The 25,504-nt window shown below is 72.5% G+C and carries 19 protein-coding genes and 1 tRNA gene; 12 read left to right on the forward strand and 8 right to left on the reverse strand.

The annotated features are described in order from the left end of the window. Positions 1–82 precede the first annotated feature (82 nt). The 8 genes from ACIRRS_RS24925 to ACIRRS_RS24960 all read left to right on the forward strand — a co-directional run bounded on the left by ACIRRS_RS24925 (position 83) and on the right by ACIRRS_RS24960 (position 11,780). Complete coding sequence (locus ACIRRS_RS24925; RefSeq protein WP_402974713.1) at positions 83–1,525, forward strand: MFS transporter; 1,443 nt, start codon at positions 83–85, stop codon at positions 1,523–1,525. A 143-nt stretch (positions 1,526–1,668) separates the two neighbouring features. Then, positions 1,669–1,741 (forward strand) — tRNA-Ala (locus ACIRRS_RS24930). A gap of 97 nt (positions 1,742–1,838) precedes the next feature. Further along, complete coding sequence (locus tag ACIRRS_RS24935) at positions 1,839–3,134, forward strand: hypothetical protein (RefSeq protein WP_402974715.1); 1,296 nt, start codon at positions 1,839–1,841, stop codon at positions 3,132–3,134. 279 nt (positions 3,135–3,413) lie between these two features. Then, complete coding sequence (leuS, locus tag ACIRRS_RS24940) at positions 3,414–6,293, forward strand: leucine--tRNA ligase (protein WP_402974718.1); 2,880 nt, start codon at positions 3,414–3,416, stop codon at positions 6,291–6,293. A 227-nt stretch (positions 6,294–6,520) separates the two neighbouring features. Further along, entirely contained in the window at positions 6,521–7,276 is a 756-nt protein-coding gene (locus ACIRRS_RS24945) for a hypothetical protein (RefSeq protein WP_402974721.1), read from the forward strand. Positions 7,277–7,441: 165 nt separating this feature from the next. Then, a complete protein-coding gene (locus tag ACIRRS_RS24950; RefSeq protein ID WP_402974723.1) occupies positions 7,442–8,287 on the forward strand; it encodes a DegV family protein in 846 nt (281 codons plus the stop codon). 131 nt (positions 8,288–8,418) lie between these two features. Beyond that, positions 8,419–9,240: a helix-hairpin-helix domain-containing protein gene (locus ACIRRS_RS24955; RefSeq protein ID WP_402974726.1), complete on the forward strand. Its 822-nt coding sequence runs from the start codon at positions 8,419–8,421 to the stop codon at positions 9,238–9,240. Between the two features lie 14 nt (positions 9,241–9,254). Continuing rightward, positions 9,255–11,780 (forward strand): ComEC/Rec2 family competence protein, encoded by a 2,526-nt coding sequence (locus ACIRRS_RS24960; protein WP_402974729.1) that lies wholly within the window; start codon positions 9,255–9,257, stop codon positions 11,778–11,780. A 75-nt stretch (positions 11,781–11,855) separates the two neighbouring features. On the opposite strand, the gene ACIRRS_RS24965 is transcribed toward ACIRRS_RS24960, so the two are convergent. Continuing rightward, entirely contained in the window at positions 11,856–12,524 is a 669-nt protein-coding gene (locus ACIRRS_RS24965) for a restriction endonuclease (RefSeq protein ID WP_402974731.1), read from the reverse strand. After that, a complete protein-coding gene (locus ACIRRS_RS24970; RefSeq protein ID WP_402974734.1) occupies positions 12,524–12,727 on the reverse strand; it encodes a hypothetical protein in 204 nt (67 codons plus the stop codon). Before ACIRRS_RS24970 ends, ACIRRS_RS24965 begins: the two co-directional genes overlap by 1 nt. Before the next feature lie 494 nt (positions 12,728–13,221). Between ACIRRS_RS24970 and ACIRRS_RS24975 the strand changes: the two genes are divergently transcribed. Next, a complete protein-coding gene (locus ACIRRS_RS24975) occupies positions 13,222–13,524 on the forward strand; it encodes a hypothetical protein (RefSeq protein ID WP_402974737.1) in 303 nt (100 codons plus the stop codon). A gap of 59 nt (positions 13,525–13,583) precedes the next feature. On the opposite strand, the gene ACIRRS_RS24980 is transcribed toward ACIRRS_RS24975, so the two are convergent. Together ACIRRS_RS24980 and ACIRRS_RS24985 are read right to left on the reverse strand one after the other, a co-directional pair. Next, a complete protein-coding gene (locus ACIRRS_RS24980) occupies positions 13,584–14,501 on the reverse strand; it encodes an NADP-dependent oxidoreductase (RefSeq protein ID WP_402974739.1) in 918 nt (305 codons plus the stop codon). An 85-nt stretch (positions 14,502–14,586) separates the two neighbouring features. Continuing rightward, positions 14,587–14,853, reverse strand: coding sequence for a hypothetical protein (locus tag ACIRRS_RS24985; RefSeq protein WP_402974742.1), 267 nt, complete (start codon positions 14,851–14,853; stop codon positions 14,587–14,589). A gap of 48 nt (positions 14,854–14,901) precedes the next feature. On the opposite strand from ACIRRS_RS24985, the gene holA reads away from it, so the two are divergent. Next, positions 14,902–15,900 carry a DNA polymerase III subunit delta gene (gene holA, locus ACIRRS_RS24990; RefSeq protein ID WP_402974745.1) on the forward strand — a complete coding sequence of 333 codons (999 nt, stop codon included), beginning with the start codon at positions 14,902–14,904 and terminating at the stop codon, positions 15,898–15,900. A gap of 33 nt (positions 15,901–15,933) precedes the next feature. On the opposite strand, the gene ACIRRS_RS24995 is transcribed toward holA, so the two are convergent. Together ACIRRS_RS24995 and rpsT are read right to left on the reverse strand one after the other, a co-directional pair. Beyond that, positions 15,934–16,581, reverse strand: a complete 648-nt coding sequence (locus ACIRRS_RS24995; protein ID WP_402974747.1) for a hypothetical protein — start codon at positions 16,579–16,581, stop codon at positions 15,934–15,936. Between the two features lie 355 nt (positions 16,582–16,936). Continuing rightward, positions 16,937–17,203 carry a 30S ribosomal protein S20 gene (gene rpsT, locus ACIRRS_RS25000; protein WP_402974750.1) on the reverse strand — a complete coding sequence of 89 codons (267 nt, stop codon included), beginning with the start codon at positions 17,201–17,203 and terminating at the stop codon, positions 16,937–16,939. Between the two features lie 299 nt (positions 17,204–17,502). Here rpsT and lepA point away from each other — a divergent pair, with 299 nt between their 5' ends. After that, on the forward strand, positions 17,503–19,371 hold the full coding sequence (lepA, locus tag ACIRRS_RS25005) for a translation elongation factor 4 (protein ID WP_402974753.1): 1,869 nt from the start codon (positions 17,503–17,505) through the stop codon (positions 19,369–19,371). 61 nt (positions 19,372–19,432) lie between these two features. Here lepA and ACIRRS_RS25010 read toward each other — a convergent pair whose 3' ends face one another. Together ACIRRS_RS25010 and ACIRRS_RS25015 are read right to left on the reverse strand one after the other, a co-directional pair. Further along, the gene (locus ACIRRS_RS25010) at positions 19,433–21,331 is read right to left on the reverse strand and encodes an ABC transporter ATP-binding protein (protein WP_402975078.1); all 1,899 of its coding nucleotides are present in this window, start codon (positions 21,329–21,331) and stop codon (positions 19,433–19,435) included. Between the two features lie 128 nt (positions 21,332–21,459). Further along, positions 21,460–23,193 carry an ABC transporter ATP-binding protein gene (locus ACIRRS_RS25015; protein WP_402974756.1) on the reverse strand — a complete coding sequence of 578 codons (1,734 nt, stop codon included), beginning with the start codon at positions 23,191–23,193 and terminating at the stop codon, positions 21,460–21,462. Between the two features lie 353 nt (positions 23,194–23,546). On the opposite strand from ACIRRS_RS25015, the gene ACIRRS_RS25020 reads away from it, so the two are divergent. Beyond that, positions 23,547–25,466, forward strand: a complete 1,920-nt coding sequence (locus ACIRRS_RS25020) for an AMP-dependent synthetase/ligase (protein WP_402974759.1) — start codon at positions 23,547–23,549, stop codon at positions 25,464–25,466. Positions 25,467–25,504 lie beyond the last annotated feature (38 nt).

Genomic DNA, 25,504 nt, shown 5'->3' on the forward strand with positions numbered 1-25,504 from the left:
CGCGCGGGCGATACAGGTGCTGGTGGTACCAGGATCGGCAGGCTCTAACCACTGGTACCGGCGCGCCCGCAGGCTGATCGGCATGACCGACCTCCAGACCAGGCCCGGAACGGCCGCGGGCACCGCCGGGGCGGCGGCCGTACGGCCCGGGCCGCTCCTCGCGCTCGTCCTGTGCGGGCAGTTCATGGCCGTGCTCGACGGCTCCATCGTCAACGTCGCGGTGCCGACCGTCCGCACCGACCTGGGCGCCTCGGGCGCCGCCCTGCAACTCGTGATCGCCGGGTACTCCATCGCGTACGCGGTGCTGCTCATCACCGGCGCCCGGCTCGGCGCCCGCTTCGGGTACGGCCGGCTGTTCCAGCTGGGCCTGGCCGCCTTCACCCTCACCTCGCTGGCCTGCGGCCTCGCCCCGACCACCGGCTGGCTGATCGCCTTCCGGCTGCTCCAGGGCGCGGGGGCGGCCGTGATGGTGCCGCAGGTGATGAGCCTGCTGCAGCGCACCTTCACCGGGGCCGCCCGCGTCCGGGCGATCGGCCTGTTCTCGGGCGTGACGGCCGCCGGGGTCGCGATCGGGCAGATCGCGGGCGGGCTGCTGGTCGCCGCCGACCTGTTCGGCTCCGGCTGGCGGCCGGTGTTCCTGGTCAACGTGCCGATCGGGCTGGCGCTGCTGGCCGCCGGCGCCAGGCTGCTGCCCCGGCTGCCCGGGGACGCCTCGCGCGGCTTCGACGTCCCCGGCCTGCTGACGCTGGCGGCGGCGCTCGGGCTGCTGGTGGTACCGCTGGTGCTCGGGCACGAGCTCGGCTGGCCGGCCTGGGGCTGGGCGATGCTCGCGGGCAGCGTGCTGATGTTCGGCCTGTTCGCGGCGGTCGAGCGCCGGGTCGCCCGGCGCGGCGGGCAGCCGCTGATCTCCGGGCGGGTGCTGCGGGCCCCCGGGCTGCGCCCGTCGCTGGCCGGGCTGTTCACGGTCATGGCGGCCTACGCGGGCTTCATGTTCACCTTCGCCCTGCACCAGCAGGCCTCGCTGGGCCACGGCGCGCTGAAGGCCGGGCTCTGCTCGGCACCCGTGGCGGTCGGCTTCGGGGTGACCAGCCTGTACTGGCAGAAGCTGCCCGGGCGGCTGCACCGGGTGCTGCCCTCCCTGGCCGGGGTGCTGCTCGCGGGCGGGTACCTGCTGCTGGGGGTGCTGCTCGGCGGGGGCGCCGAGGTCGGGCCGGTGGTGCTGCTGGAGACGGGCGTGCTGGGCCTGGTCGCGGGCTGCGCGTACGCGCCGCTGTTCGCCCGGGCGCTGGCGCGGGTGGCGCCCGAGGACGCGGCCGACGCCAGCGGCGTGACCGTGACGGTCCTCCAGCTCGGGCAGGTCGTCGGCGTCGCGGTGCTCGGCTCGGTGTTCCTCGGACAGGTCGGCCTGCCGGCGCCGGCGGCCGACTCGGGGCACGCGCTGATGGTCACCCTGGCGGTCGACGCCGCCGTGGTGCTCCTCGGGGTGGCCCTCGCGCTGCGCGGCCGAAGCTCCGGGAAGGGGTGACGGCGGCCCGGCCGGTTCGACCTCGGGCAGCGCGGTCCGGAGAAAGGGATTTCTGGAGCACGCCCCGGACCGTGTAAAGTAGTCGATGTCGCCGAGGGAAACGGACGGGAACGCCCGAGGAACCCGGTGACATCGCAGGTCGAGGGGCTATAGCTCAGTTGGTAGAGCGCTTGCATGGCATGCAAGAGGTCTGGGGTTCAATTCCCCATAGCTCCACAGTGGTTGAAGAGCCGCTCCCCAATCGGGGGGCGGCTCTTCGCCGTTGTGTCCATGCCATCGGCGGCGGGGGCGCGAATCCCGCTACCGTCGTTCCATGGCCGATCTGCAGCGAAGGCGGAACGAGGAGCTGGCCCGGATACTGCACCAGCTCGGCTGGAGTCCGGAACGCCTGGCCCGCGAGGTGAGCCTCGCCCTGCCGCCGGGCCTGGCGATCAGCTCCACTGCCCCGTACAAGTGGCGCGACCGGGGCATGGTGCCGCGCAGCCCGCACGACCAGACCGTCTGCGAGGTGCTCAGCCGCACCCTGGGCATCGCCGTCACCTACGAGCAGCTGTGGGGCCGGATGGGCGGCCACCGCGGCGCCAAGATCCTCTCGCCCGGGCTGCTCACCGACGCGTGGACGGCCGACACCGCGCAGACCGCGCTGCGCGAGGCCGCCACCGACGCCGGGCCCGTACGGCTCACCGACCTCTTCCGCAGCGGGGACCTCGACGAGGCCGCCGACCGCCTCTCCACCCCGCCCCCGCCCGTCGGCGGCGGGGAGGGCGCGCTGCGCGTCGACCCCACGCTGGTCGGCGACCTCGGCCTGTCGTACCGCAGCAAGCAGCGGCTCGAACGCTCCTGCGGCGGAGGCCTCGTCCTCGGCCCCACCCGGGCCGAACTCGCCATGCTGGCCAAGCTGTTGGAGCTCGGCGCGTACGACGAACGGCTCGGCCGCGAGCTGTACGGCACCGCCAGCAGGCTCGCCCGGCTGGCCGGCTGGGCCGCGTACGACCTCGGCCACGACGCGGCCGCCCAGCGGGCCTTCGTCGCCGCGATGCGCGCCGCGCACGTCAGCGGGGACATCCGGCTCGGGGTCTCCGTCCTCGGCGCGCTCGTGGTGCTCGCCACCCAGGGCGCGGGCGCGCGCGGCCTCGACGCCGTCGCCGCGCTGGCCGCCGCCCTCGACGCGCACGGCGACGCGCTCAGCCCCGTCGGCCGGGCCCGCCAGCTCGGCCGCATCTCCCGCGCCCACGGGCGCCGGGGCGACGCCGAGCAGGCCGAGGAGGCCGCCGCCCGGGGCTTCGCCGAACTGGACGGCCTGCCGGGCACCGAGGAGGCCCGGGCCGACCTCGCCGGGATGGTGGGGGAGGGGCGCCTCGCGCTCGGACGGCACCGGATGGCCAAGGCGCTGCTCGCCGAGGCCGTCGCCGGGCTGGGGTCGGGGCGGGCGCGCAGCAAGGCGCTGCTGATGGTGCGCCTGGCCGAGGCCCACCGGCGGCTCGGGGACCGGCGGGAGGCGGCGCGGACGGCGGAGCTGGCGCGGGCGCTGGCGGCGGGCATGCAGTCGGAGCGGCTGGCGCGGGCGCTGCGGGACTTCGACGCGGCGGGGCGGGCGGGGGCGAGCTGACGCGAGCCGAGACGAGCTGAGGGGCGGTGGATTCCCCGGGAGGGCGTTGACGGGCTTGCGGTACCCTGAGCCCATGCGAACCGTGCGCCTGCTCCTTAGCCGGCCGCGCTGACCAGGACCGGCTGAGCCTTCGGGCGGTGCCGGAGTCGGCGTGGCGTCCCCTCCTGCGAGGGGATTTTTTGTTTTCCGGCCTCTCTCCGCCCCGTTCCGTGGGGTGAGCCTTCCGACCGGCCGCGCGTGCGCGGTTCGCCAACTGACACCGATGGAGCTTGAAGGACCATGAGCGAGACGACCCCTGCGTCCGGCGCGGCCGAGGCCGCCACCGAGCCGTTCCGGTACAGCGCCGCGCTGGCGGCGGAGATCGAGTCCCGCTGGCAGGACATCTGGGAGAAGGAGGGCACCTTCCACGCCCCCAACCCCGTCGGCGAGCTGGCCGACCCGTCCGCCGGTGACGTCGCCTCGAAGCCGCACAGCTTCATCATGGACATGTTCCCGTACCCCTCGGGCGCGGGCCTGCACGTCGGCCACCCGCTGGGCTACATCGCCACCGACGTCTACGCGCGCTACCAGCGCATGACCGGCCACAACGTGCTGCACACGCTGGGCTACGACGCCTTCGGCCTGCCCGCCGAGCAGTACGCGGTGCAGACCGGCACCCACCCGCGGGTCTCCACCGAGGCCAACATCGCCAACATGCGCCGCCAGCTGCGCCGCCTGGGCCTGGGCCACGACCCGCGCCGCTCGATCTCCACGATCGACCCGGAGTACTACCGCTGGACGCAGTGGATCTTCCTGCAGATCTTCAACTCCTGGTACGACGAGGCGGCCGGCAAGGCCCGTCCGATCGCCGAGCTGGTCGCCGAGTTCGAGGCCGGCACGCGCGAGGTGCCGGGCGGGTACGAGTGGGCCGCGCTGTCGGCGGGCGAGCGCGACGAGGTCCTGGGCGAGTACCGGCTGGCGTACGCCAAGGAGGTGCCCGTCAACTGGTGCCCCGGCCTGGGCACCGTGCTGGCCAACGAGGAGGTCACCGCGGACGGCCGCTCCGAGCGCGGCAACTTCCCGGTGTTCAAGTCCAACCTGCGCCAGTGGATGATGCGCATCACCGCGTACTCGGACCGGCTGATCGCCGACCTGGACCTGCTGGACTGGCCCGAGGCCATCAAGCTGCAGCAGCGCAACTGGATCGGGCGCTCCGAGGGCGCCCGGGTCGACTTCGCGGTGGAGGGTGACAGGATCACCGTCTTCACCACGCGGCCCGACACCCTGTTCGGCGCCACCTACATGGTGCTGGCCCCCGAGCACGGCCTGGTCGACTCGATCGTGCCCGCCGCCTGGCCCGAGGGCGTCCCCGCCGAGTGGACCGGCGGCGCCGCGACCCCCGCCGAGGCCGTCGCCGCCTACCGGGCCGCGGCCGCCGCGAAGTCGGACGTCGAGCGCCAGGTCGAGGCCAAGGTCAAGACCGGCGTCTTCACCGGCGCGTACGCCGTGAACCCGGTCAGCGGCGAGTCCGTCCCGGTGTTCATCGCCGACTACGTGCTGATGGGCTACGGCACCGGCGCCATCATGGCCGTCCCCGCCCACGACCACCGCGACTTCGCGTTCGCCCGCGCCTTCGGGCTGCCGATGCGCTGCGTCGTCGCGCCGACGGACGGGCGCGGCACGGACCCGGCGGAGTGGGACGACGCCTTCGACACGTACGACTCGGTGATCGTCGGCTCCTCGCGCGACGGGCTGTCGCTGGACGGGCTGGGCGTCGTCGAGGCCAAGGCCGCCGCGACCGCGTGGCTGGCCGAGCGCGGCATCGGCGAGGGGACCGTCAACTACCGCCTGCGCGACTGGCTGTTCAGCCGCCAGCGGTACTGGGGCGAGCCCTTCCCGATCGTCTACGACGAGGACGGCGTGATGCACGCGCTGCCCGAGTCGATGCTGCCCGTCGAGGTGCCCGAGGTCGACGACTACTCGCCGCGCACCTACGACGCGTTCGACGCCGCCTCCTCGCCGGAGACGCCGCTGTCGCGCAACGCGGAGTGGGTGCACGTCGAACTGGACCTGGGCGACGGCGTCAAGAAGTACCGCCGCGAGACCAACACCATGCCCAACTGGGCCGGCTCCTGCTGGTACGACCTGCGCTACGTCGACCCGACGAACTCCGCCGAGGTCGCCGACCCGGCCAACGAGCGCTACTGGCTGGGCCCGACGGCCGCCAAGCCCGCCGGTGGCGCCGACCTGTACGTCGGCGGCGCCGAGCACGCGGTGCTGCACCTGCTGTACGCGCGCTTCTGGCACAAGGTGCTGCACGATCTGGGCCACGTCTCGTCCGTCGAGCCGTTCCACAAGCTGTTCAACCAGGGCATGATCACCGCCGACGTCTACCGCGACGAGCGCGGCTTCCCGGTGCCCGCCGCCGAGGTGGAGGAGCGCGACGGCGCGTACTTCTGGGAGGGCGAGCCGGTCAAGCGCGAGGCCGGGAAGATGGGCAAGTCCCTGAAGAACGCCGTCGCCCCGGACGACATCTCGGACGAGTACGGCGCCGACACGCTGCGGCTGTACGAGATGTCGATGGGCCCGCTGGACGTCTCCCGTCCGTGGGACACCCGGGCCGTCATCGGCTCGTACCGCTTCCTGCAGCGGCTGTGGCGCAACGTCGTCTCGGAGACGACGGGTGAGCTGGTCGTCACCGAGGAGGAGCCGGACGACGCGACGCTGCGGGCGCTGCACAAGGCGATCGACGGCATCCGCGGGGACATGGCCGGGCTGCGGTTCAACACGGCCGTCGCCAAGGCGATCGAGCTGAACAACTTCCTGGTCAAGCGCGGCTCCACGCCGCGGGCGGTCGCGGAGCAGCTGGTGCTGATGGTCGCGCCGCTGGCGCCGCACATCGCGGAGGAGCTGTGGCGCCGGCTGGGGCACGACGGGTCGCTGGCGCACACCGACTTCCCGGTGGCGGACCCGGCGTACGTCGTGGACGAGTCGGTGACCTGCGTGGTGCAGATCAAGGGGAAGGTGAAGGCGCGGCTGGAGGTCGCCCCCGGGATCAGCGACGCCGAGCTGGAGGCGCTGGCGATGGGCGACGCGGCGGTGGTCGCGGCGATCGGTGACGCGGCGGTGCGCAAGGTGATCGTGCGGGCGCCGAAGCTGGTGAACATCGTTACCGGCTGACGTGTTGGCTTGTCGGCCTGTTGCCGGGCGGGTGTCCTTCGGGGCGCCCGCCCGGTTGCGTTGTGCACGGGGCGGGGGATCTCCGGGTGATCCCCGATCTGTCCCTGATCTCGGGTCCACGGGCCGGTTTCGGGCTCCTGCGGGGCCGGGGCGGAGGCTACGGTGGAACTCGCGGTGATGCGGCCCGCGTTGGTTCGGGTGGCGCTCGGTTTCGGAAGGTGGCGGCGGTGGACGTGTTCGGCGTTCTGATCGGGCTGGTCCTGCTGTTCGGGATCACGGTCCTCGTCCTGGCCGTGGTCGGGACGGTCAAGGCCGCCAAGGCCGTTGCCAGGAAGGTCGAGAAGCACGAGGCCAACGCGCGCCGGAGCATCGAGACCGCCACGCTCAAGGCGAAGACGTACACCAAGGTCGGCCCGCCCGCGCAGATCGCCTCTGTCCGGCTCAAGCTGCGCACCTCGCTGGACGGGACGCGGCAGGTGCTGGAGGGCGGCGTCGAGCAGGACGGGCAGCTCGGGGAGGCGCTGGCGCTGCTGGCGCGGCTGGACGCGCACGCGGCGGAGCTGGACGGGGAGCTGCGGGTGCTGGAGCGGGAGCCGGACACCGGGCGGATCGCGGCGAAGCTGCCGGAGCTGCGGGAGCGGGCGGAGCGGATCACGCACGCGGCGGAGACGATGCGGTGGGCGGCGCAGGACCGGATGCACCGGTTCGCGGAGGACGAGCTGAGTCGGTTGAGCCAGGAGTGCGAGAGCGAGGCGGGGGCGCTGCGGCACTGGGACGCGGATGGGTCGGGTGCTGGTGGGGGTGGCGCTGCGGGTGCCGCTGGGGGTGGCGCTGCGGGTGGTGCGTCCTCCACGGGTGGTGCGGCGCGGGCCGGGCTGACGGACGGGAAGGGGCGGCCGTCGGCGGAGGACCTGCTCGGGCTGGCCGACCCGCTGGCGAAGCTGGCGGACCGGTTGCGGAAGCCGTCCACGGGGCGTCCGTAGGGGCGTCGTGGTGGCGTCGTGGTGGCTCCGAGGCGGCTCGGCCGTGGCTCGGTTGCGGCCCGGCGGTGGCTCGGTTGCGGCTCTATAGGGCTGATGATCTGATCGTCTGGGTGGCTCCGGGCAGGGCGCTGTCCTCGCGGAGCGACGGGGGGTAACCTCCGCCTCATGCCCTCCGACCTCGCGCTTGTCACCGATTCCACGGCCTACCTGCCGCAGGCGGCCCTCGACCGGTACGGGATCACGGTGGTCCCGCTGAGCGTCTCGGTCGGTGACTCCGTCCTCAGCGAGGGCGTCGAGGTCTCCCCGAAGGACGTCGCCGAGGCTCTGCGCGCCAAGCGGCGGGTGACCACCTCCATGCCCAACCCGGAGGCCTTCGCCGCCGCCTACCGGTCGGCCGCCGAGGCCGGGGCGACGGGGATCGTGTCGGTGCACATCTCCGGCGAGCTGTCCGGGACCGTCGAGGCCGCCCGGCTGGCCGGCGCCGAGGCTCCCGTACCCGTGCGGGTCGTGGACAGCCGGATGGTCGGCATGGCGCTCGGGTACGGCGTGCTGGCGGCGGCGGAGGCGATCGTGGCCGGGCAGGGCCTGACGGAGGCGGCCGAGGCGGCGGAGCGGCGGGCGGCCGTGACCAGCGGATTCTTCTACGTGGACACCCTGGAGCACCTGCGGCGGGGCGGGCGGATCGGGGCGGCGCAGGCGCTGCTCGGGTCGGCGCTGGCGGTCAAGCCGCTGCTGCACCTGGACGGCGGGCGGATCGAGCCGCTGGAGAAGGTGCGGACGGCCTCGCGGGCCATCGCGCGGCTGGAGGAGATCGCCGTGGAGCGGTCGGGGGCGGGGCCGGTGGACATCACCGTGCACCACCTGGCGGCCGAGGACCGGGCCGAGCCGCTCGCGGAGCGGCTGCGGGCGCGGGTGCCCGGGCTGCGGGAGCTGTACGTGGGGGAGGTCGGGGCGGTGATCGGGGCGCACGTCGGGCCGGGGCTGCTTGCGGTGGTGGTCGCGCCCTGCTGAGGGGCGGTTTGTCCAGGGGTGGGGGTTGGTTTTCACCGCATTGAGTGGACCTTTTGCCCTTGGGTTTCGGGTTATCCACAGGTTTTCGATCATCCGCGTGCGTTTGGCGGGAAATCCCTACCGTCCTCGCCATGACGACCTTGGGCCTGGGCGCGGCGAAGAAGCGCCACGAGATCGACGAGACGTTGCGGCTGCGGATGGCGGCGCTACTGCCTTCCGTGCCTTCCGTGCCTCCCGTGCTTCCCGTGCTTCCCGGAGAGGGCGCTGAGCCCTCGGAGACGCCGGTCGCGGTGGACCCGGTGCCGGAGACGGCACGTCTTCGCTTCGCCTCCGCGCTGGCCCTCGACCGGCGGGCGGTGGCCGGGCTGGGCATCCTGCTGCTGTTCGCGGTCGGGTACGCCGTGCAGCACTTCTGGCTGGGGCGGCCGGAGGCGGTGGCCGTGCCGGCGATGGTAGCCGCCTCGGTGCCCTCCCCGGCTCCTGTCGAGGAGTCCGCAGCTCCCGTTCCCGTGGTGACGGTGGACGTCGGCGGGCGGGTCCGTGCGCCCGGGCTGCACACCCTGCCCGGCGGCTCGCGGGTGGCCGACGCCCTGCGGATGGCGGGTGGTGCACTGCCGGAGGCGGACACCCGGGGCCTCAACCTGGCGCGGGTGCTGACGGACGGTGAGCAGATCCTCGTCGGCGAGCCCGCTACTGCCGCCGGTCCGGCCGCCGGCGCCGTCTCCGGAGCGGGGCCGCCGGGGGTGGTTGGGGCGTCACGGCCGCCCGTCAGCCTCAACCGGGCCACGCTCGAACAGCTCGACGCCCTGCCGGGGGTCGGCCCGACGCTCGCCCAGCGGATCCTCGCCTACCGGGTCTCGCACGGCTCGTTCCGCTCCGTGGACCAGCTCCGGCAGGTCAGCGGGATCGGGGCGAGGACGTACGCGGAGCTCCGTCCGTTGCTCGTCCTCTGAAGGGAGGCCTCGCCATGACCGCCACTGCCACTGCCACGGCCACCGACTTTCGGCTGCTGCTGCCCGCCGTCGCGGCGTGGATGGTCGCCGCGGTGCTCCTGCCGGTGGGGCCGGGGTACGAGGTCCTCCTCCTCACGGCGGCCGGAGCCGCCGTCCTCGCGGCCGTCCTCCTGCTCAGGCGGCCCCGGCACCGGCACGGGGCCGTGGCGACGCTCGCCGCCGTCCTGCTCGCCTCGGCGGCGGCCGCGATCGCGACACCGCTGCACACGGCTGACCTCCACCGGGGGCCGCTGCCGGGGCTCGCCCGTGCGGCCTCGCCTTCATGGGTGGAGGCGGAGTTGACCGTCACGGGTGACCCGAAGGTCCACACCTCCCAGGGCGGTACGGGCGGCGGGCAGTCGCTCGTCACCGTGGAGGCGATGGCCGACCGGGTCATCGTCCTGTTCAGCGGAAGGGCCACTGGGACGGCCACGCCCGTGACCGTCATGGCCCGGGGCCCCGAGGCCGGGGCCTGGCAGCGGCTGCTCCCGTCCGAACGACTCTCCGTCGAGGCCGAGGTCCGGCCACCGGGGGAGGGGCGCGGCACGGAGGCTGCGGCGCTGCTCGTCGTACACGGCGCCCCGAAGCAGCTCGCGCCGCCGGATGTGATCCAGCGGATCGCCGGGCGGCTGCGCGAGGGCTTGCGCACGGCCAGCGACGGGCTGCCGCCGGACGCGCGGGGGCTGTTGCCCGGTTTGGTCGTCGGCGACATCTCGCGGCTGCCCGAGGACCTCGACGAGGCCTTCCGGGCCACCGACCTGGTGCACCTGGTGGCCGTCAGCGGGGCCAACCTGGCGATCGTCCTCGGTGTGCTCCTCGGCGCCCCCGGGCAGGCGGGAACCGCCGAACGGCTTGGACTCGCACCGGTGTTGGGCCTGTCGCTGCGCACCAGCGCGCTGCTCGGTACGGGGCTGATCCTGGCCTTCGTCACCGTCTGCCGACCTGAGCCGAGCGTGCTTCGGGCGGCCGGGACGGGGCTGATCGGGATACTGGCCCTGGCCACCGGGCGTCCCCGTCAGGCGGTGCCCGCGCTCGCCGGCGCCGTCCTGGTCCTCGTCCTGCTGGACCCTTTCCTGGCGCGGTCGTTCGGCTTCCTGCTGTCCGTCCTCGCCACGGCCGGACTGCTCGTGCTCGGGCCGCACTGGGCGGAGGCGCTGCGTGCCCGTCGTTGGCCGCACCACCTGGCGGGCGCCTTCGCGGCTGCGGCGGCGGCGCAGGCGTTGTGCGCGCCCGTGACGGTCGTACTGTCCGGGCACATCAGCCTGGTTGGGATTCCGTGCAACCTGCTCGCCGAACTGGCCGTCGCCCCGGCGACGTTGCTCGGCTTCGGCGTGCTGGTGCTGCAGCCCGTCCTCCCAGGCGTCGCCCGCCTGCTCGCCGAACCAGCGGGCGTGCCGGTCACCTGGCTCGCCCAGGTCGCCCGCTGGGGCGCGGAGCTACCGGGCGGCCAACTGTCCTGGCCCGGTGGCTGGTTCGGGGTGATCACGGTCGCGCTGGTAGCCCTCGCCACCTGCTGGGCGGCGCCGCTCCTGCTGCCCCGCCGACCTGCTCCTGAACGCCGCCGATGGGTCCGAGTCGCGGTGACCGGTGTCCTGCTGGTGGTCCTCCTCAGCGTGCTCCTACGCCCGCCGCAACTCACCCGGATCGCCACGGGCTGGCCGCCCCCAGGGTGGCGGATGGTGATGTGCGATGTCGGCCAGGGAGACATATTGGTCCTTGCGACGGACGAACCCGACCGTGCAGTGGTGATCGACGCGGGCCCCGAACCAGGCGCCGCCGACCGCTGCCTCCGCGACCTCGGGGTCACGCAGGTACCGCTCCTCCTGCTGACGCATTTCCACGCCGACCATGTCGAAGGCGTGCCAGGCGTGTTGCGCGGCCGCCAGGTCGGCGCCGTCGAGGGCACGACCTTGGACGATCCACCGACCGAAGCCGCCCGTGTGGCGGCCTGGACAGCGGGCGCAGGCGTCCCGCTGCTCCGCGCTGGCCGAGGCGAACGCCGCTCGGCCAGCCCGGGCCTCTCCTGGGACGTCCTGTGGCCCGACCCCGGCTCGCTCCCTTCCGCTCCAGGCGCGAACAACGCCAGCATCGCCCTGATGGTGACCCTCGCCGGCGGTCTGCGGCTGGCGCTACTCGGAGACCTCGAACCCCCAGCTCAATCAGCCCTGATCGGCCGCGTCGGAAGGGTGGACGTCCTCAAGGTCGCCCACCACGGCTCCGCCCACCAGGACTGGGACTTGACCGGAGCCCTCCACCCCCGCCTCGCCCTGATCTCCTGCGGCGAGGGCAACAGCTACGGACACCCCTCCACCCGCACCCTCGACCACCTCCACACCCTCGGCGCCACCGTGCTCCGCACCGACCGCGCCGGCGACATCGCCATCACCGGCGACTCCCCACCCACCCTCGCCGCCGCCATCCACCCCCACCCGCCCACCCACGAACCCCACAAGCCCCGCCCGCACGCGACACCCACTTCTGCGGCGGCAGTGCTCCCCTAACCGCCAGGGCCATTCTTGCTACGCCCATCGCCATCGCCCTTGAGGGAACCACGTCGCACGTCCGCGCCGTGCTCGTCATGCAGCTGTCCTGAGCCGGCCCCGCCGGGGCAGACGTAGTAGTTCGGGCAGTGAGATGCCGTCTTCTGCCCAGCGCCGCAGGGCTTCCCGGTCCACCCAGTGGATGCCGTGCTTGTCGCCCCACGCCTTGGCATCGCGCGTGAAGGAGCCGTTGGTGACGACCACCGCGACATCGGCGCGGTGCACGGGGCCAGCCGTCCCCTTGACCTGGTACAGGACCTGCGAACCGACCTTGCCGGCGACCCTGGTGTGCTTGGCCTGCACGACGATTCGGCCCCACCGAGGGTCCTGTCCGATCACGTCGGCGGCCTGGTCGCCTTGCCGGCCGACCTGTCGGGCGTCAATGCCGTCCCGTAGAAGCAGGTCACGCAGGGCGAACTCGAATTGCCTGTCGTCCATCGCGTCGAGCTGGGCGAGGCTGAGCCGCAGCGAGGCAAGTCGCCGACGGCGCGAGGCCGCGCCCGCTCGCCTCAGCCACCACCAGAAAGCCAGGCCTGCCCCGGCCAGGCCTACGAGGGCCGCGAGCACGGGCAGGCCATCGGTGGCCACCCACCGCAGCCCCTTCACGGTCCATGAGAGGACGACGAGGACGATGACGGCTGCGGCGACGCGCTCGGCCGTCGTGCGAGGAGGCCGCAGTCCGAACCGGCGGAGCCTTCGGCGCATCAGTGGCCCGCCGCCGGGGCGGAGGCCGGTGCGGTGGTGCTCGGGTTGGTGCCAGTGGTCGCGGCTCCGTCGTCTCCCAGCCCGTACAGCCACAGCCCTCCGACCACGAGTGCGGCGATGAGCCAGCCGCTGGTCTTCTTGATCCGCGGACTCGGATTGCGTCGGATGTGACCGCGGACGTAGTGAAATCCCTTGGGTGCCATGGACCTTGCCCTCCCAGGTCGGCGGCCGGCCCGACCGGTCCGCCCTGGGAAATGGTGTAGCAGCGACCCCCGACGCATCCTGATGGATCATCAACAATGGTATGTGCTGTGGGTGTTAACCGGCCAGGCGCCAGTCGTCGGATTCGATATGGGTGCGAACGGTCGCCTGTCGGCCCGTGGCCAGCGCAGATGCGTGGATCGGAGTGGCGACATGCGGTCGGCGTGGCAAGGTCGGCACATCCACTCGCGCGCCGAGCGCAGGCGGCGGTGCGGATGATGCACTCCGGTCACCTGCCTCAGATGGCGCGTTCATGGCGGCGTGCATTCGGGGCGCGCTCCGCCGAGGCGACCCTCGCTCTACCTCCCCCGACCGCGCAGGGGGCGGGGGAGTGAACTGTTGCGGTGTGCTCCGGGCTCGCCCGGAGCACACCGCCGAAAGGGGCACGTTTCGCGCGGCTGGACGCCGCACTGGCCGAGATGAGGAGAGTTCGAGCATGACCATCGAAGACGTGATCAAGGAAGCCGCCGCCCGTGGCGTCACCGGCCTGCCGGAGGCTTCCCGCCTCACCCGTGTCCGGGTGTGGCCGGGTGCGTCGCAGTGGGTCGGCGAGGTCGGCGAGCCTCCCCACAACGAGACCGCGGGTGACGGGATGTTCGACACGAAGGACGAAGCCCTCCAGGCCGCGTTGAAGGCTGTTGCGGATGGCCGTGCGCTCCTGGCGGCCCTGTTGCCGGTGGATCTCGCAGCGACGGCGGCGGGGTGGTCGGAGCCGGTTGTGAGTGCCTGGGACGCCTGACGGTCAAGGTTCCGGCCCGTCTGTCCATTTCGGTCGCGGGCTTCTCGGCGGGGCAGGGGTCAGAAGGTGATGGCGATCTTGCCGGGGAGGCTGCCGGTGTGGAGGTGGGTGTGGGCGGGGTGGAGGTGGTGGAGGGGGTAGGTGGTGTGGAGGCGGGGGTGGAGGGCCCCGGCGTTGACGAGGTGGGTGAGGGCGGTGAGGGAGGGGCCGTCCTCGTGGACCTGGTGGGTGGTGGTGCGGATGGCGCGGGGGGAGAGGTCGGGGACGGGGCCGGCTTCGGTGGCGATGGAGGCGAGGCGGCCGCCGTCGGTGACGGCTTCGGTGACGGCGGGGGTGAGGAAGGCGCCGTAGGTGTCGAGGACGGCGTCGTAGGTGCGGGGGGTGAGGGCGGTGGGGTCGGTGGTGGCGAAGGCGGCGCCGTGGTCGTGGGCGAAGGCGGTTTGGGCGGAGCGGGAGACGAGGGCGTCGACGGTGATGCCCCGGGCGGCGGCGATCTGGAGGGCGAGGCCGCCGACGGCGCCCGCCGCGCCGGTGATCAGGAGGCGTTGGCCGGGGGCGAGCCGGAGCCAGTCGAGGGTCTGCCAGGCGGTGAGGCCGGGCAGGGGGAGGGTGGCGGCCTCGGGGAGGCTGACGGTGTCGGGGGCGGGCGCTACGGAGGAGGAAGGGAGTGACACCAGGTCGGCCCAGGTGCCGCGGCCGGTGGAGAGCTGGTGGGACATGGCGATGACGCGGTCGCCGGGGTCGAAGGCGCTGTCGCCGCCGTCGACGACGATGCCGGCGAGGTCCCAGCCGAGGGTCATGGGCCCGGTCAGGGTGAGCCCGGCGATGGCGCCCGCGCGGGTCTTGTCGTCGACGGGGTTGAGGCTGGTCGCGACGGTCCGGATCAGGACGTCCCCCGGGCCCGGTTCGGGCCGGGGGGCTTCGACGATCGTGAGGACGTCGGGTGTCCCGAACCGGTCGATCTGTACGGCACGCATCTGAAAGGCCCCCTCCGCACGGCAGTTGCTGACGCGGGGGGAAGCAACCGCCGTGATCACGGGATTCCCCGGAGGGGGCGAGAGGTCAGGCGGTCTCGCGCCAGCCCTCGTGGGTGGCGGCGAGGGTGTCGAGGGTGTGGAGGAGGGCCGGGGTCCAGCCGTCGGCGGGCGGGTCGAGGACGACGAGCCACTGGGCGTCCTCGGCGTCGTCCTCCCCGGCGAGGGCGTCGCGGACGATCTCGGGCTGGTCGAGGCCGGGGAGTTCGGCGGCGAGGGTCTCGGCGGCCTCCTCGGCGGCGTCGCGGTCGGGGAGGACGAGCAGCTGGCGGGTGTGGGGATCGTTCTCGGTCACCCGGACATTCTGGGGCACTGTCGTCGGGGCGTGGGATGCTGGTAGGCGATGGCCAGGAAGAGTGCACCCGACGACCTGCTCGCCCCGCTGACCCTCGCGGTCGGCCAGGAGGAGCTGCTGCTGGACCGCGCGGTCGCCCAGGTGGTGGCGGCCGCGAAGGCGGCGGACCCGGACACGGACGTGCGGGACATCCCGCCCGGCGGTCTGCAGCCGGGCAGCTTGGCCGAGTTGACCACGCCCTCGCTGTTCGCCGAGCGCAAGGTGATCGTGGTGCGCGCCGCCCAGGACCTCTCCGCCGACTCCGTGAAGGAGGTCAAGGCGTACATCGAGGCCCCGGCCGACGAGGTGATCATGGTGCTCGTCCACGCGGGCGGCGCCAAGGGCAAGGGCCTGCTGGACGCCGGCCGCAAGGCGGGTGGGCGCGAGGTGGCTTGCCCGAAGCTGGCCAAGGCGAGCGAGCGGCTGGCCTTCGTGAAGGGCGAGTTCCGCAACCTCGGCCGCTCGGCGACGCCGGAGGCCTGCCAGGCCCTGCTGGACTCCCTCGGCAGCGATCTGCGCGAACTGGCCGCCGCCTGCAGCCAGTTGACCTCGGACGTCGAGGGGACGATCGACGAGACGGTGGTGGCCCGCTACTACAGCGGCCGCGCCGAGGCGACGGGTTTCGAGGTGGCGGACCTGGCGGTCACCGGCCGCGCGGCGGAGGCGCTGGAGCGGCTGCGCTGGGCGCTGGCGGTCGGCCAGCCGCCGACGGGCATCACGTACGCGCTGGCCTCCGGCGTGCGCAGCATCGGCCGGCTGGCCTCGGCCGGGCGGAACATGCGCCCGGGCGACCTGGCCCGCGAGCTGGGCATGCCGCCGTGGAAGGTCGACCGGGTGCGCCAGCAGATGCGCGGCTGGACGGGCGACGGCGTGGCCGCCGCGCTGACGGCGATCGCCCAGGCGGACGCGGCGGTCAAGGGCGGCTCGGACGACCCGGCGTACGCGCTGGAGCGCGCGGTGGTCGCCGTGGCCCGCGCCGCCCGGGCGGGCTCCCGCCCGTCGTACTGACCGGGCGGCCCGGCGGGACGGGGGCGCGCCGCGTCAGGGGCAGGACTCCCCGAACTTCACGGCCTTGATCGTCACCGGCTGGCCGGTCAGGGCCGTGCCGGGGGCGGGGTCCTGGGTGCAGACCTGCCAGTTCGACTGCACGAGCACCATGCGGTTCTGCGGGGAGGCGTCCTTCACGCTGATCGAGGTCGAACCGGGCAGCGAGTCCCGTGCGACGTTCACGGCCTTGCCCTTGAAGTCCGGCACGGTGGTGCCGGCCTTCGTGGGGTGGCCGGCGCCCTGGTCCTGTGCGGGGCAGGTCTCGTCCAGCTTCACGGCGCCGAGGTCGATCTTCGCGGTGGCGGCCTGCTCCCCGGGGGCGGGTGTCTGGGTGCAGACCTTCCAGTTGCGATCGGCGATCTGGTTGCGGTCACGGCCCAGAGCGTCGTGTGAGGTGAGGTTGTGGAAGCCGGCGGCCTGCGCGGTGTCCTGGGCGGTCTGCAGGCCCTTGCCGACGAGATCGGGAAGCGTGCCGACCTTGGCAGGGGGCTGCGCCGCCGGTGTGCCGCCGACGGGCGATGCCGCGGCGGCCGCCGCCGTGGTGGCGCTTCCCGTGCCGCCGGAGGTGGTGGCCGCCGGCTCGCAGGCAGCGAGGCCGGCGACGGTGATCGTGGTGAGCAGGGCGAGAGCGGCGCGGCGCATGGGGTCCCCTGGGCAGGTGGTGCTGGTCGTGGTGGACGGACCGTATCGACGGATGCCGTGGTCGTGTGGCTGCTGTGATCGATCCGTGACGGAAGTGGGGGCAGGGGGTGTGGTCGCCGAGCGTGCCGCGGGCGGCCCCGCGGCGGCCGGGCGGCGGAAACGCGCACTGCCCGCCCGGTGTGTACCGGGCGGGCAGTGGAGGAAGGCCTGTGAGCGGCGCTTCCGGTCAGTCTCTGTGCACCGCACCCGCGTGGCGAACGCAGGCCGCGTGCGGTGCGAGGTCTCGCACGCCTCGGGGTCCGGGTAGAGGGCCGGAACGTCCCGCGGCGGGGTGGGGGCGGAGCCCCCGGGCGGGTCAGGCCTGGGCGGCGTTGACGCGCTTGGTGATGGCCGACTTCTTGTTGGCGGCCTGGTTGGCGTGGATGACGCCCTTGCTCACGGCCTTGTCGAGCGCCTTGGAGGCGGCACGGGCCAGCACGGTGGCCTTCTCGGTCTCACCGGCGGCAGCGGCCTCACGGGCCTTGCGCAGAGCGGTCTTCAGCGAGGACTTGACGGCCTTGTTGCGCAGGCGCGCCTTCTCGTTGGTCTTGTTGCGCTTGATCTGGGACTTGATGTTCGCCACGAAGGAGCCTCAGTCTGTCTAAGGAGTTGAACGGGGTTGCACCACGCGGCTTCCGGCCGTGCTGAGAGGGCATGCCGGGGCCAGGTGCAGCTGACCACGCTACCAGGGGCCCGCCGCGCGACCCAAACCGGCCGGGGGGCCGTGGGGGAGGGGAAGTCCCCGGAGGGTGCCCCCGCCCGCAGTCGTGGGAGGATGGGAGGAACTCTTTCGATCGGACGAGACCGTCCGGTCCCCGGGGAGACCGGTCAGCGATGACCAGGCCCCCGGCCCCGGACGGACCAACGGAGAATCGGACCAAGGTGCCCGCGACCCCCAGCAATGTGCCAGAGCCCAGCCGTACCGACCCGGCGCTGATCCGCAACTTCTGCATCATCGCCCACATCGACCACGGCAAGTCGACGCTCGCAGACCGGATGCTGCAGATCACCGGTGTCGTCGACCCCCGGCAGATGCGCGCCCAGTACCTCGACCGCATGGACATCGAGCGCGAGCGCGGCATCACCATCAAGTCGCAGGCGGTCCGCCTCCCGTGGGCGCCGAGGACCGGGCCGGACGCCGGGACGACGCACATCCTCAACATGATCGACACCCCGGGCCACGTGGACTTCACGTACGAGGTGTCCCGGTCCCTGGCGGCCTGCGAGGGCACCATCCTGGTGGTCGACGCGGCCCAGGGCATCGAGGCGCAGACCCTCGCCAACCTCTACCTGGCGCTGGAGAACGACCTCACGATCGTCCCGGTCCTCAACAAGATCGACCTCCCGGCCGCCCAGCCGGAGAAGTACGCCGCGGAGATCGCCCACATCATCGGCTGCGACCCCTCGGACGTGCTCCAGGTCAGCGCCAAGACGGGCCTGGGCGTCGAGGACCTGCTCGACCACATCGTCAACACCGTTCCGGCCCCGGTCGGCGTCAAGGACGCCCCGGCCCGCGCGATGATCTTCGACTCGGTGTACGACTCCTACCGCGGCGTGGTCACCTACGTCCGTGTCGTGGACGGCCAGCTCACCAAGCGCGAGCGCATCGCGATGATGTCGACCGGCGCCACCCACGAGCTGCTGGAGATCGGCGTCATCTCGCCCGAGCCGAAGGTCGCGGACGGCCTCGGCGTCGGCGAGGTGGGCTACATCATCACCGGTGTGAAGGACGTCCGGCAGTCCAAGGTCGGTGACACGATCACCTCGATGCACAAGGGCGCCACCGAGGCGCTGGGCGGCTACAAGGACCCGCGCCCGATGGTGTTCTCGGGCCTGTACCCGCTGGACGGCTCGGACTACCCGCTGCTGCGCGACGCCCTGGACAAGCTGCGCCTCAACGACGCCGCCCTGGTGTACGAGCCGGAGACCTCCGTCGCCCTCGGCTTCGGCTACCGCTGCGGCTTCCTCGGCCTGCTGCACCTGGAGATCATCCGGGAGCGCCTGGAGCGCGAGTTCAACCTCGACCTGATCTCCACCGCCCCGAACGTGGTCTACCGGGTGATCATGGAGGACGGCACCGAGCACACCGTCACCAACCCGAGCGAGTTCCCCGAGGGCAAGATCGCCGAGGTGTACGAGCCGATCGTGCGCGGCACCATCCTCGCGCCCAACGAGTTCGTCGGCGCGATCATGGAGCTCTGCCAGTCCCGCCGCGGCAACCTCCAGGGCATGGACTACCTGTCCGAGGACCGCGTCGAGCTGCGCTACACCCTGCCGCTCGCCGAGATCGTCTTCGACTTCTTCGACCAGCTGAAGTCCAAGACCCGCGGCTACGCCTCGCTCGACTACGAGCCCATCGGCGAGCAGACCGCCGCCCTGGTCAAGGTCGACATCCTGCTGCACGGCGACCCGGTGGACGCCTTCTCCGCGATCGTCCACAAGGACAAGGCCTACAGCTACGGCGTGATGATGGCCGGCAAGCTGCAGAAGCTCATCCCGCGCCAGCAGTTCGAGGTGCCGATCCAGGCCGCGATCGGCTCCCGGGTGATCGCCCGCGAGACGGTCCGCGCGATCCGCAAGGACGTCCTCGCCAAGTGCTACGGCGGTGACATCTCGCGCAAGCGCAAGCTGCTGGAGAAGCAGAAGGAGGGCAAGAAGCGGATGAAGATGGTCGGCCGCGTGGAGGTCCCGCAGGAGGCCTTCATCGCCGCGCTGTCCACCGACGCCGAGGCGCCCAAGGACAAGAAGTAGCAGCACGAACGAAGGGCCCGTCCGCGCCGGACGGGCCCTTCGTCGTACCTGGCGGGCGGGGTCAGTCCACCTCGGCCACGGCCTCGGCGAACTGCGCCTGGTAGAGCCGGGCGTAGGCGCCGTCGGCGGCGATCAGCTCCTCGTGGGTGCCCTGCTCGACGATCGAGCCGTTCTCCATCACCAGGATCACGTCCGCGTCCCGGATGGTGGAGAGCCGGTGCGCGATCACGAAGCTGGTCCGCCCGGTGCGCAGCCGGGCCATGGCCCGCTGGATCAGCACCTCGGTACGGGTGTCGACGGAGCTGGTCGCCTCGTCGAGCACCAGGATGGACGGCTGGGCGAGGAACGCCCGGGCGATGGTGATCAGCTGCTTCTCGCCCGCGCTGACGCCGGTGCCCTCGTCGTCGATGACGGTGTCGTAGCCCTCCGGCAGCGTCCGGACGAACCGGTCGACGTGCGCGGCCCTCGCCGCCTCGACGACCTGCTCGCGGGTGGCGCCGTCGGCCCCGTACGCGATGTTGTCGGCGATGCTGCCGCCGAACAACCAGGTGTCCTGGAGGACCATGCCGATGCCCGAGCGCAGGTCCTCGCGGGACATCGCGGCGATGTCGACCCCGTCGAGGGTGATCCGGCCGCCGCTGACCTCGTAGAAGCGCATCAGCAGGTTGACCAGGGTGGTCTTGCCGGCGCCGGTGGGGCCGACGATGGCGACCGTCTGGCCGGGCTCGACCTTGAGGGAGAGGTCCTCGATGAGCGGCTTGTCGGGCTCGTAGCGGAACGCGACGTCCTGGAAGGAGACGCGCCCGCGCACCGCGTCGGGCTTCTCGGGCATGGCCGGCTCGGGCGTCTGCTCGGGGGCGTCGAGCAGTTCGAAGACGCGCTCGGCGGAGGCGACCCCGGACTGCACCAGGTTGGCCATGCTGGCGACCTGGGTGAGCGGCTGGCTGAACTGCCGCGAGTACTGGATGAACGCCTGCACGTCGCCGATGGACAGCGAGCCGCTCGCCACCCGCAGGCCGCCGACCACGGCGACCAGCACGTACTGCAGGTTGCCGATGAGCATCATCGCGGGCTGGATGATCCCGGAGATGAACTGGGCCTTGAAGCTGGACTGGTAGAGCGCCTCGTTGTGTTCCTGGAAGGTCGCGGCGGCCTCCTTCTGCCGGCCGAACACCTTCACCAGGGTGTGCCCGGTGTACATCTCCTCGATGTGCGCGTTCAACTTGCCGGTGGAGGCCCACTGCTGGACGAACTGGGGCTGGGCCCGCTTGCCGACCTTGGCGGCCACGACCACCGACACCGGGACGGTGACGAGGGCGATCACCGCCAGCAGCGGGGAGATCCAGAACATCATCGCGAGCACGCCGACCACGGTGAGCAGCGAGTTGACGACCTGTCCCATGGTCTGCTGCATCGACTGGCCGATGTTGTCGATGTCGTTGGTGACCCGGCTGAGCACCTCGCCGCGCGGCTGCTGGTCGAAGTAGCTCAGCGGCAGCCGGGCGAGCTTGGCCTCGACGTCCTGGCGCAGCCGGAAGGCGGCGCGCTGGATGGCGGTGGTGGCGAGGCGGCCCTGGACGATGCCGAACACGGCGGAGGCGACGTAGATCGCCAGCACCCAGAGCAGGATGCGGCCGATGGCGCCGAAGTCCATGCCCGCGCCGGGGGTGAAGTGGACGGCGGAGAGCAGGTCGGCGACGCCGCCCTCGCCGTGGGCGCGCAGCCCGTCGACGGCCTGCTCCTTGGTGAGGCCGGGGCCGAAGCGCTCGCCGACGACGCCGGCGAAGATCAGGTCGGTGGCGTCGCCGAGGACCTTGGGGCCGGTGACGGCGCAGCCGATGCTGAGCACGCCGAGGCCCAGGACGCCGGAGAGCAGGGCGCGTTCGGGGCGCAGGAGTCCGAGGACGCGCTTGCCGGAGCCCTTGAAGTCCATGGACTTCTCGGTGCCCTGGCCGCCCATGAACCGGCCCGGCCCGGCGGGGCCTCTGCGGGCGGCGGCGGCCTGCGAGTCGCTGGGGAGTCCGTCGCCCTTCTCGGCGCCGTTCTTCTCGGCGGCGTCCTTCTCGGGCACGGCCTTGTCGGGGGTGGTCACGCCGCCTCCTGCTCGGTGAGCTGGGAGAGCACGATCTCCCGGTACGTCGGGTTGTCGGCCATGAGCTCGTGGTGGGTTCCGCTGCCGACGACGGCGCCCTCGTCGAGGACGATGATCCGGTCGGCGTCGCGGATGGTGGAGACCCGCTGGGCGACGATCAGGACGGCCGCGTCGGCGGTCTCGCGGGCGAGGGCCTTGCGGAGCCTGGCGTCGGTGGCGTAGTCGAGGGCGGAGAAGGAGTCGTCGAAGAGGTAGACGTCGGGCCTGCGCACCAGGGCGCGGGCGATGGCCAGGCGCTGGCGCTGGCCGCCGGAGACGTTGCTGCCGCCCTGGGCGATGGGCGCGTCCAGGCCCTCGGGGAGCTTCTCGACGAACTCCTTGGCCTGGGCGACCTCCAGGGCGTGCCAGAGCTCCTCGTCGGTGGCGTTCGGCTTCCCGTAGCGCAGGTTGCCGGCGATGGTGCCGGTGAACAGGTACGGCTTCTGCGGGACGAGGCCGACGGTCTCGGCGATGGCGTCGGGGGAGAGCTCGCGCACGTCGACGCCGCCGAGCAGGACCTGGCCGGAGGTGGCGTCGAAGAGCCGGGGGACGAGGCCGAGCAGGGTGGACTTGCCGCTGCCGGTGGAGCCGATGACGGCGGTGGTCTCGCCGGGGCGGGCGGTCAGGTCGATGCCGCGCAGCACGGGCGCCTCGGCGCCGGGGTAGCGGAAGTCGACCTCGCGCAGCTCCAGGTTGCCCCGGTTCAGCACCTCGTCGACGGGCGCGGAGGGCGGGACGACGCTGGAGGAGGTGGCGAGGACCTCGTCGATGCGCTCGGCGCAGACCTCGGCGCGCGGCACCATCATGAACATGAAGGTGGCCATCATGACGCTCATCAGGATCTGCATCAGGTAGGAGAGGAAGGCGGTGAGGCCGCCGATCTCCATGTCGTGGCTGTCGATGCGCATGGCGCCGAACCAGAGCACGGCGACGCTGGAGACGTTCACGACCAGCATGACGGCCGGGAACATGAAGGACATCAGCCGCCCGACCTGGAGGGCGGTGTGGGTGAAGTCCTGGTTGGCGTCGGCGAACCGGTCCTGCTCGTGGCCGTCCTTGACGAACGCGCGGATGACACGGATGCCGGTGATCTGCTCGCGCAGCACCCGGTTGATGGTGTCGATCTTCGCCTGCATGCTGCGGAACTTGGGGCGCAGCGCGCGCACCAGCAGCAGGACGACGGTGCCGAGCACCGGGATGACGGCCAGCAGCAGGCCGGACAGCGGGACGTCCTGGTTGAGGGCCATGATGATGCCGCCGACGCACATGATCGGCGCGGCCACCATGAGCGTGAAGCTCATCAGGGCGAGCATCTGGACCTGCTGGACGTCGTTGGTGGTGCGGGTGATCAGCGAGGGCGCGCCGAACTGGCCGGTCTCGCGGGAGGAGAAGCTCTGCACCCGGTCGAAGACGGCGGCGCGCAGGTCGCGGCCGAAGGCCATGGCGGTGCGGGCGCCGTAGTAGACGGCGCCGACGGAGCAGAGCGCCTGGATGATCGTCACCCCGATCATCACGGCGCCGACACGCATGATGTAGCCGGTGTCGCCCTTGACCACACCGCTGTCGATGATGTCGGCGTTCAGCGTCGGCAGGTACAGCGCGGCGAGGGTCGAGACCAGCTGGAGCAGCACCAGCAGGGCGATCGGTCGGGAGTAGGGGCGCAGGTACGCCCTGAGCAGTCTGATCAGCACTGGCACACTCTTGTCGTCGGCGGGTGGGTTCGCATCCCAATTCTCGTGCCTCGTGAGGCTCGTACGGGTGATTCACGGGATCAGCGCGGGAGTTTGCCAGGCCTTTGCCGTACCCTCCGCCGCCGGACCCCCGCGCGGTCACCGGAAGTGCCCCGGCACCCAGGTCACGGTGGGGTGCCGCCTGGGCCCGCCCCCTTACGGAATGACCGGTTTCCCCCTAGGCTGCTGGTGCCCCCTTGTTACTGGCCGGTACCGCGCCGGTGTCACGCCGGTTTCGGGCGGGGCCCGGCCGCCGCCCCCACGGCGCCGTTCCTCCAGTCCCTCGAACGGCCACCCGCCCCCGGAGGTCCTCGTTGAGTTCCGCTCAGTCCCTGATCGGCTCCGGCAGCGCCGACATCGTCGCCGGGCGTCCCGCCTCCGTCGCCCACCTGTTCCTGGACCGCGTCGCGGCCACCCCGAACGGTGAGGCCTACCGCTACCCCGCGCCGGTCGACGAGCACGCCGCCGACGGCGCCCCCGGGGCGGAGCAGTGGCGCTCGGTGACCTGGGCGCAGACCGCCGAGCAGGTGTACGCGGTGGCCGCCGGCCTGCTGGAGCTGGGCATCGCCCCGGAGGACCGGGTCGCCCTGATGTCCTCCACCCGGCTGGAGTGGATCGTCGCGGACATGGGCAACATGTGCGCCGGGGCGGCCACCACCGCCATCTACCCGAGCACCAACGCCGACGAGACGGCGTACATCCTCTCCGACTCCGGCTCCCGCGCCCTGTTCGTGGAGAACCCCGCCCAGCTCGCCAAGGTCGTCGGCGAGCTCGGCCAGCTGCCCGAGCTGCGCACCGCCGTCCTCTTCGACGGCGAGGTGCCGCAGGAGACGGGCTCCCTGACCGTCCTCACCTTCGACGAGCTCAAGCGCCGGGGCGCCGAGTACCTGGCCGGGCACCCGGACACGATAGAGAAGGCCGTCGCCGCCCTCGACAAGGAGCAGCTCGCCACCCTCATCTACACCTCCGGCACCACCGGCCGCCCCAAGGGCGTGCGCCTGGTGCACGACTGCTGGGCCTACCAGGGCCGCGCCCAGGAGCAGAGCGGGCTGCTGCGCGGCGACGACGTGCAGTTCATGTGGCTGCCGCTGTCGCACGTCTTCGGCAAGAGCCTGATCTGCGGGCAGATCGCCACCGGCCACGTGATGGCCGTGGACGGCCGGGTCGACCGGATCATCCACAACCTGCCCGTGGTCCGGCCCACCATGATGGCCTCCGCCCCGCGCATCTTCGAGAAGGTCTACAACGGCATCGCCGGCAAGGCCCGGGCCGAGGGCGGCGCCAAGTACAAGATCTTCATGTGGGCCGCCCGCACCGCCCGCGAGTACGCCAAGGCCACCCAGGCGAGCCGGGCCGCCAGCGGCCACGACGCCGCGCCGCTGGGCCTGCGGGTGCAGCACGCGATCGCCGACAAGCTGGTGTACGGCAAGATCCGCGCCGCGTTCGGCGGCCGGATGCGCGGCTCCGTCTCCGGCAGCGCCGCCCTGGCCCCCGAGATCGGGTACTTCTTCGCCGGCATCGGCGTGCCCGTCCTGGAGGGCTACGGCCTGACCGAGAGCTCCGCGGGCATCTGCGTCAACCACGCCGAGGACGTCCGCATCGGCAGCGTCGGCACCATGCTGCCCGGCAGCGAGGTCCGCATCGCCGAGGACGGGGAGATCCTGCTGCGCGGCCCCGGCGTCATGCGCGGCTACCACAACCTGCCGGAGAAGACCGCCGAGGTGCTGGAGGCCGACGGCTGGTTCCACACCGAGGACATCGGCGAGCTCACGGCGGACGGCTTCCTGAAGATCACCGACCGCAAGAAGGACCTGTTCAAGACCTCCGGCGGCAAGTACGTGGCGCCCAGCGAGGTCGAGGGCAAGTTCAAGGCGATCTGCCCGTTCGTCAGCAACATCCTGGTGATCGGCAACGGCCGCAACTACTGCACCGCGCTGATCGGCCTCGACGAGGCCGTGATCATGCCCTGGGCCGTCGAGCACGGTCTGGCCGGCAGGTCCTACGCCGAGGTCACGGCCGACCCGTCCGTGCTGGCGCTGATCGACGGCTTCGTCCGCACCCTCAACGGCGACCTCCAGCGCTGGCAGACGATCAAGAAGTTCCACCTGCTCCCGCGCGACCTCGACATCGAGCACGGCGAGCTCACCCCGAGCCTCAAGATCAAGCGGCCGGTGGTCGAGAAGGTGTACGCCGAGGCCGTCACCGCGATGTACGCGGGCGCCAACGAGGCCTGACCGCGCCCTCCCGTACGGCCCGGCGGGGTTCACTCGGG

The organism is Kitasatospora sp. NPDC101183, from assembly GCF_044767945.1.
Taxonomy (GTDB): Bacteria; Actinomycetota; Actinomycetes; order Streptomycetales; family Streptomycetaceae; genus Kitasatospora.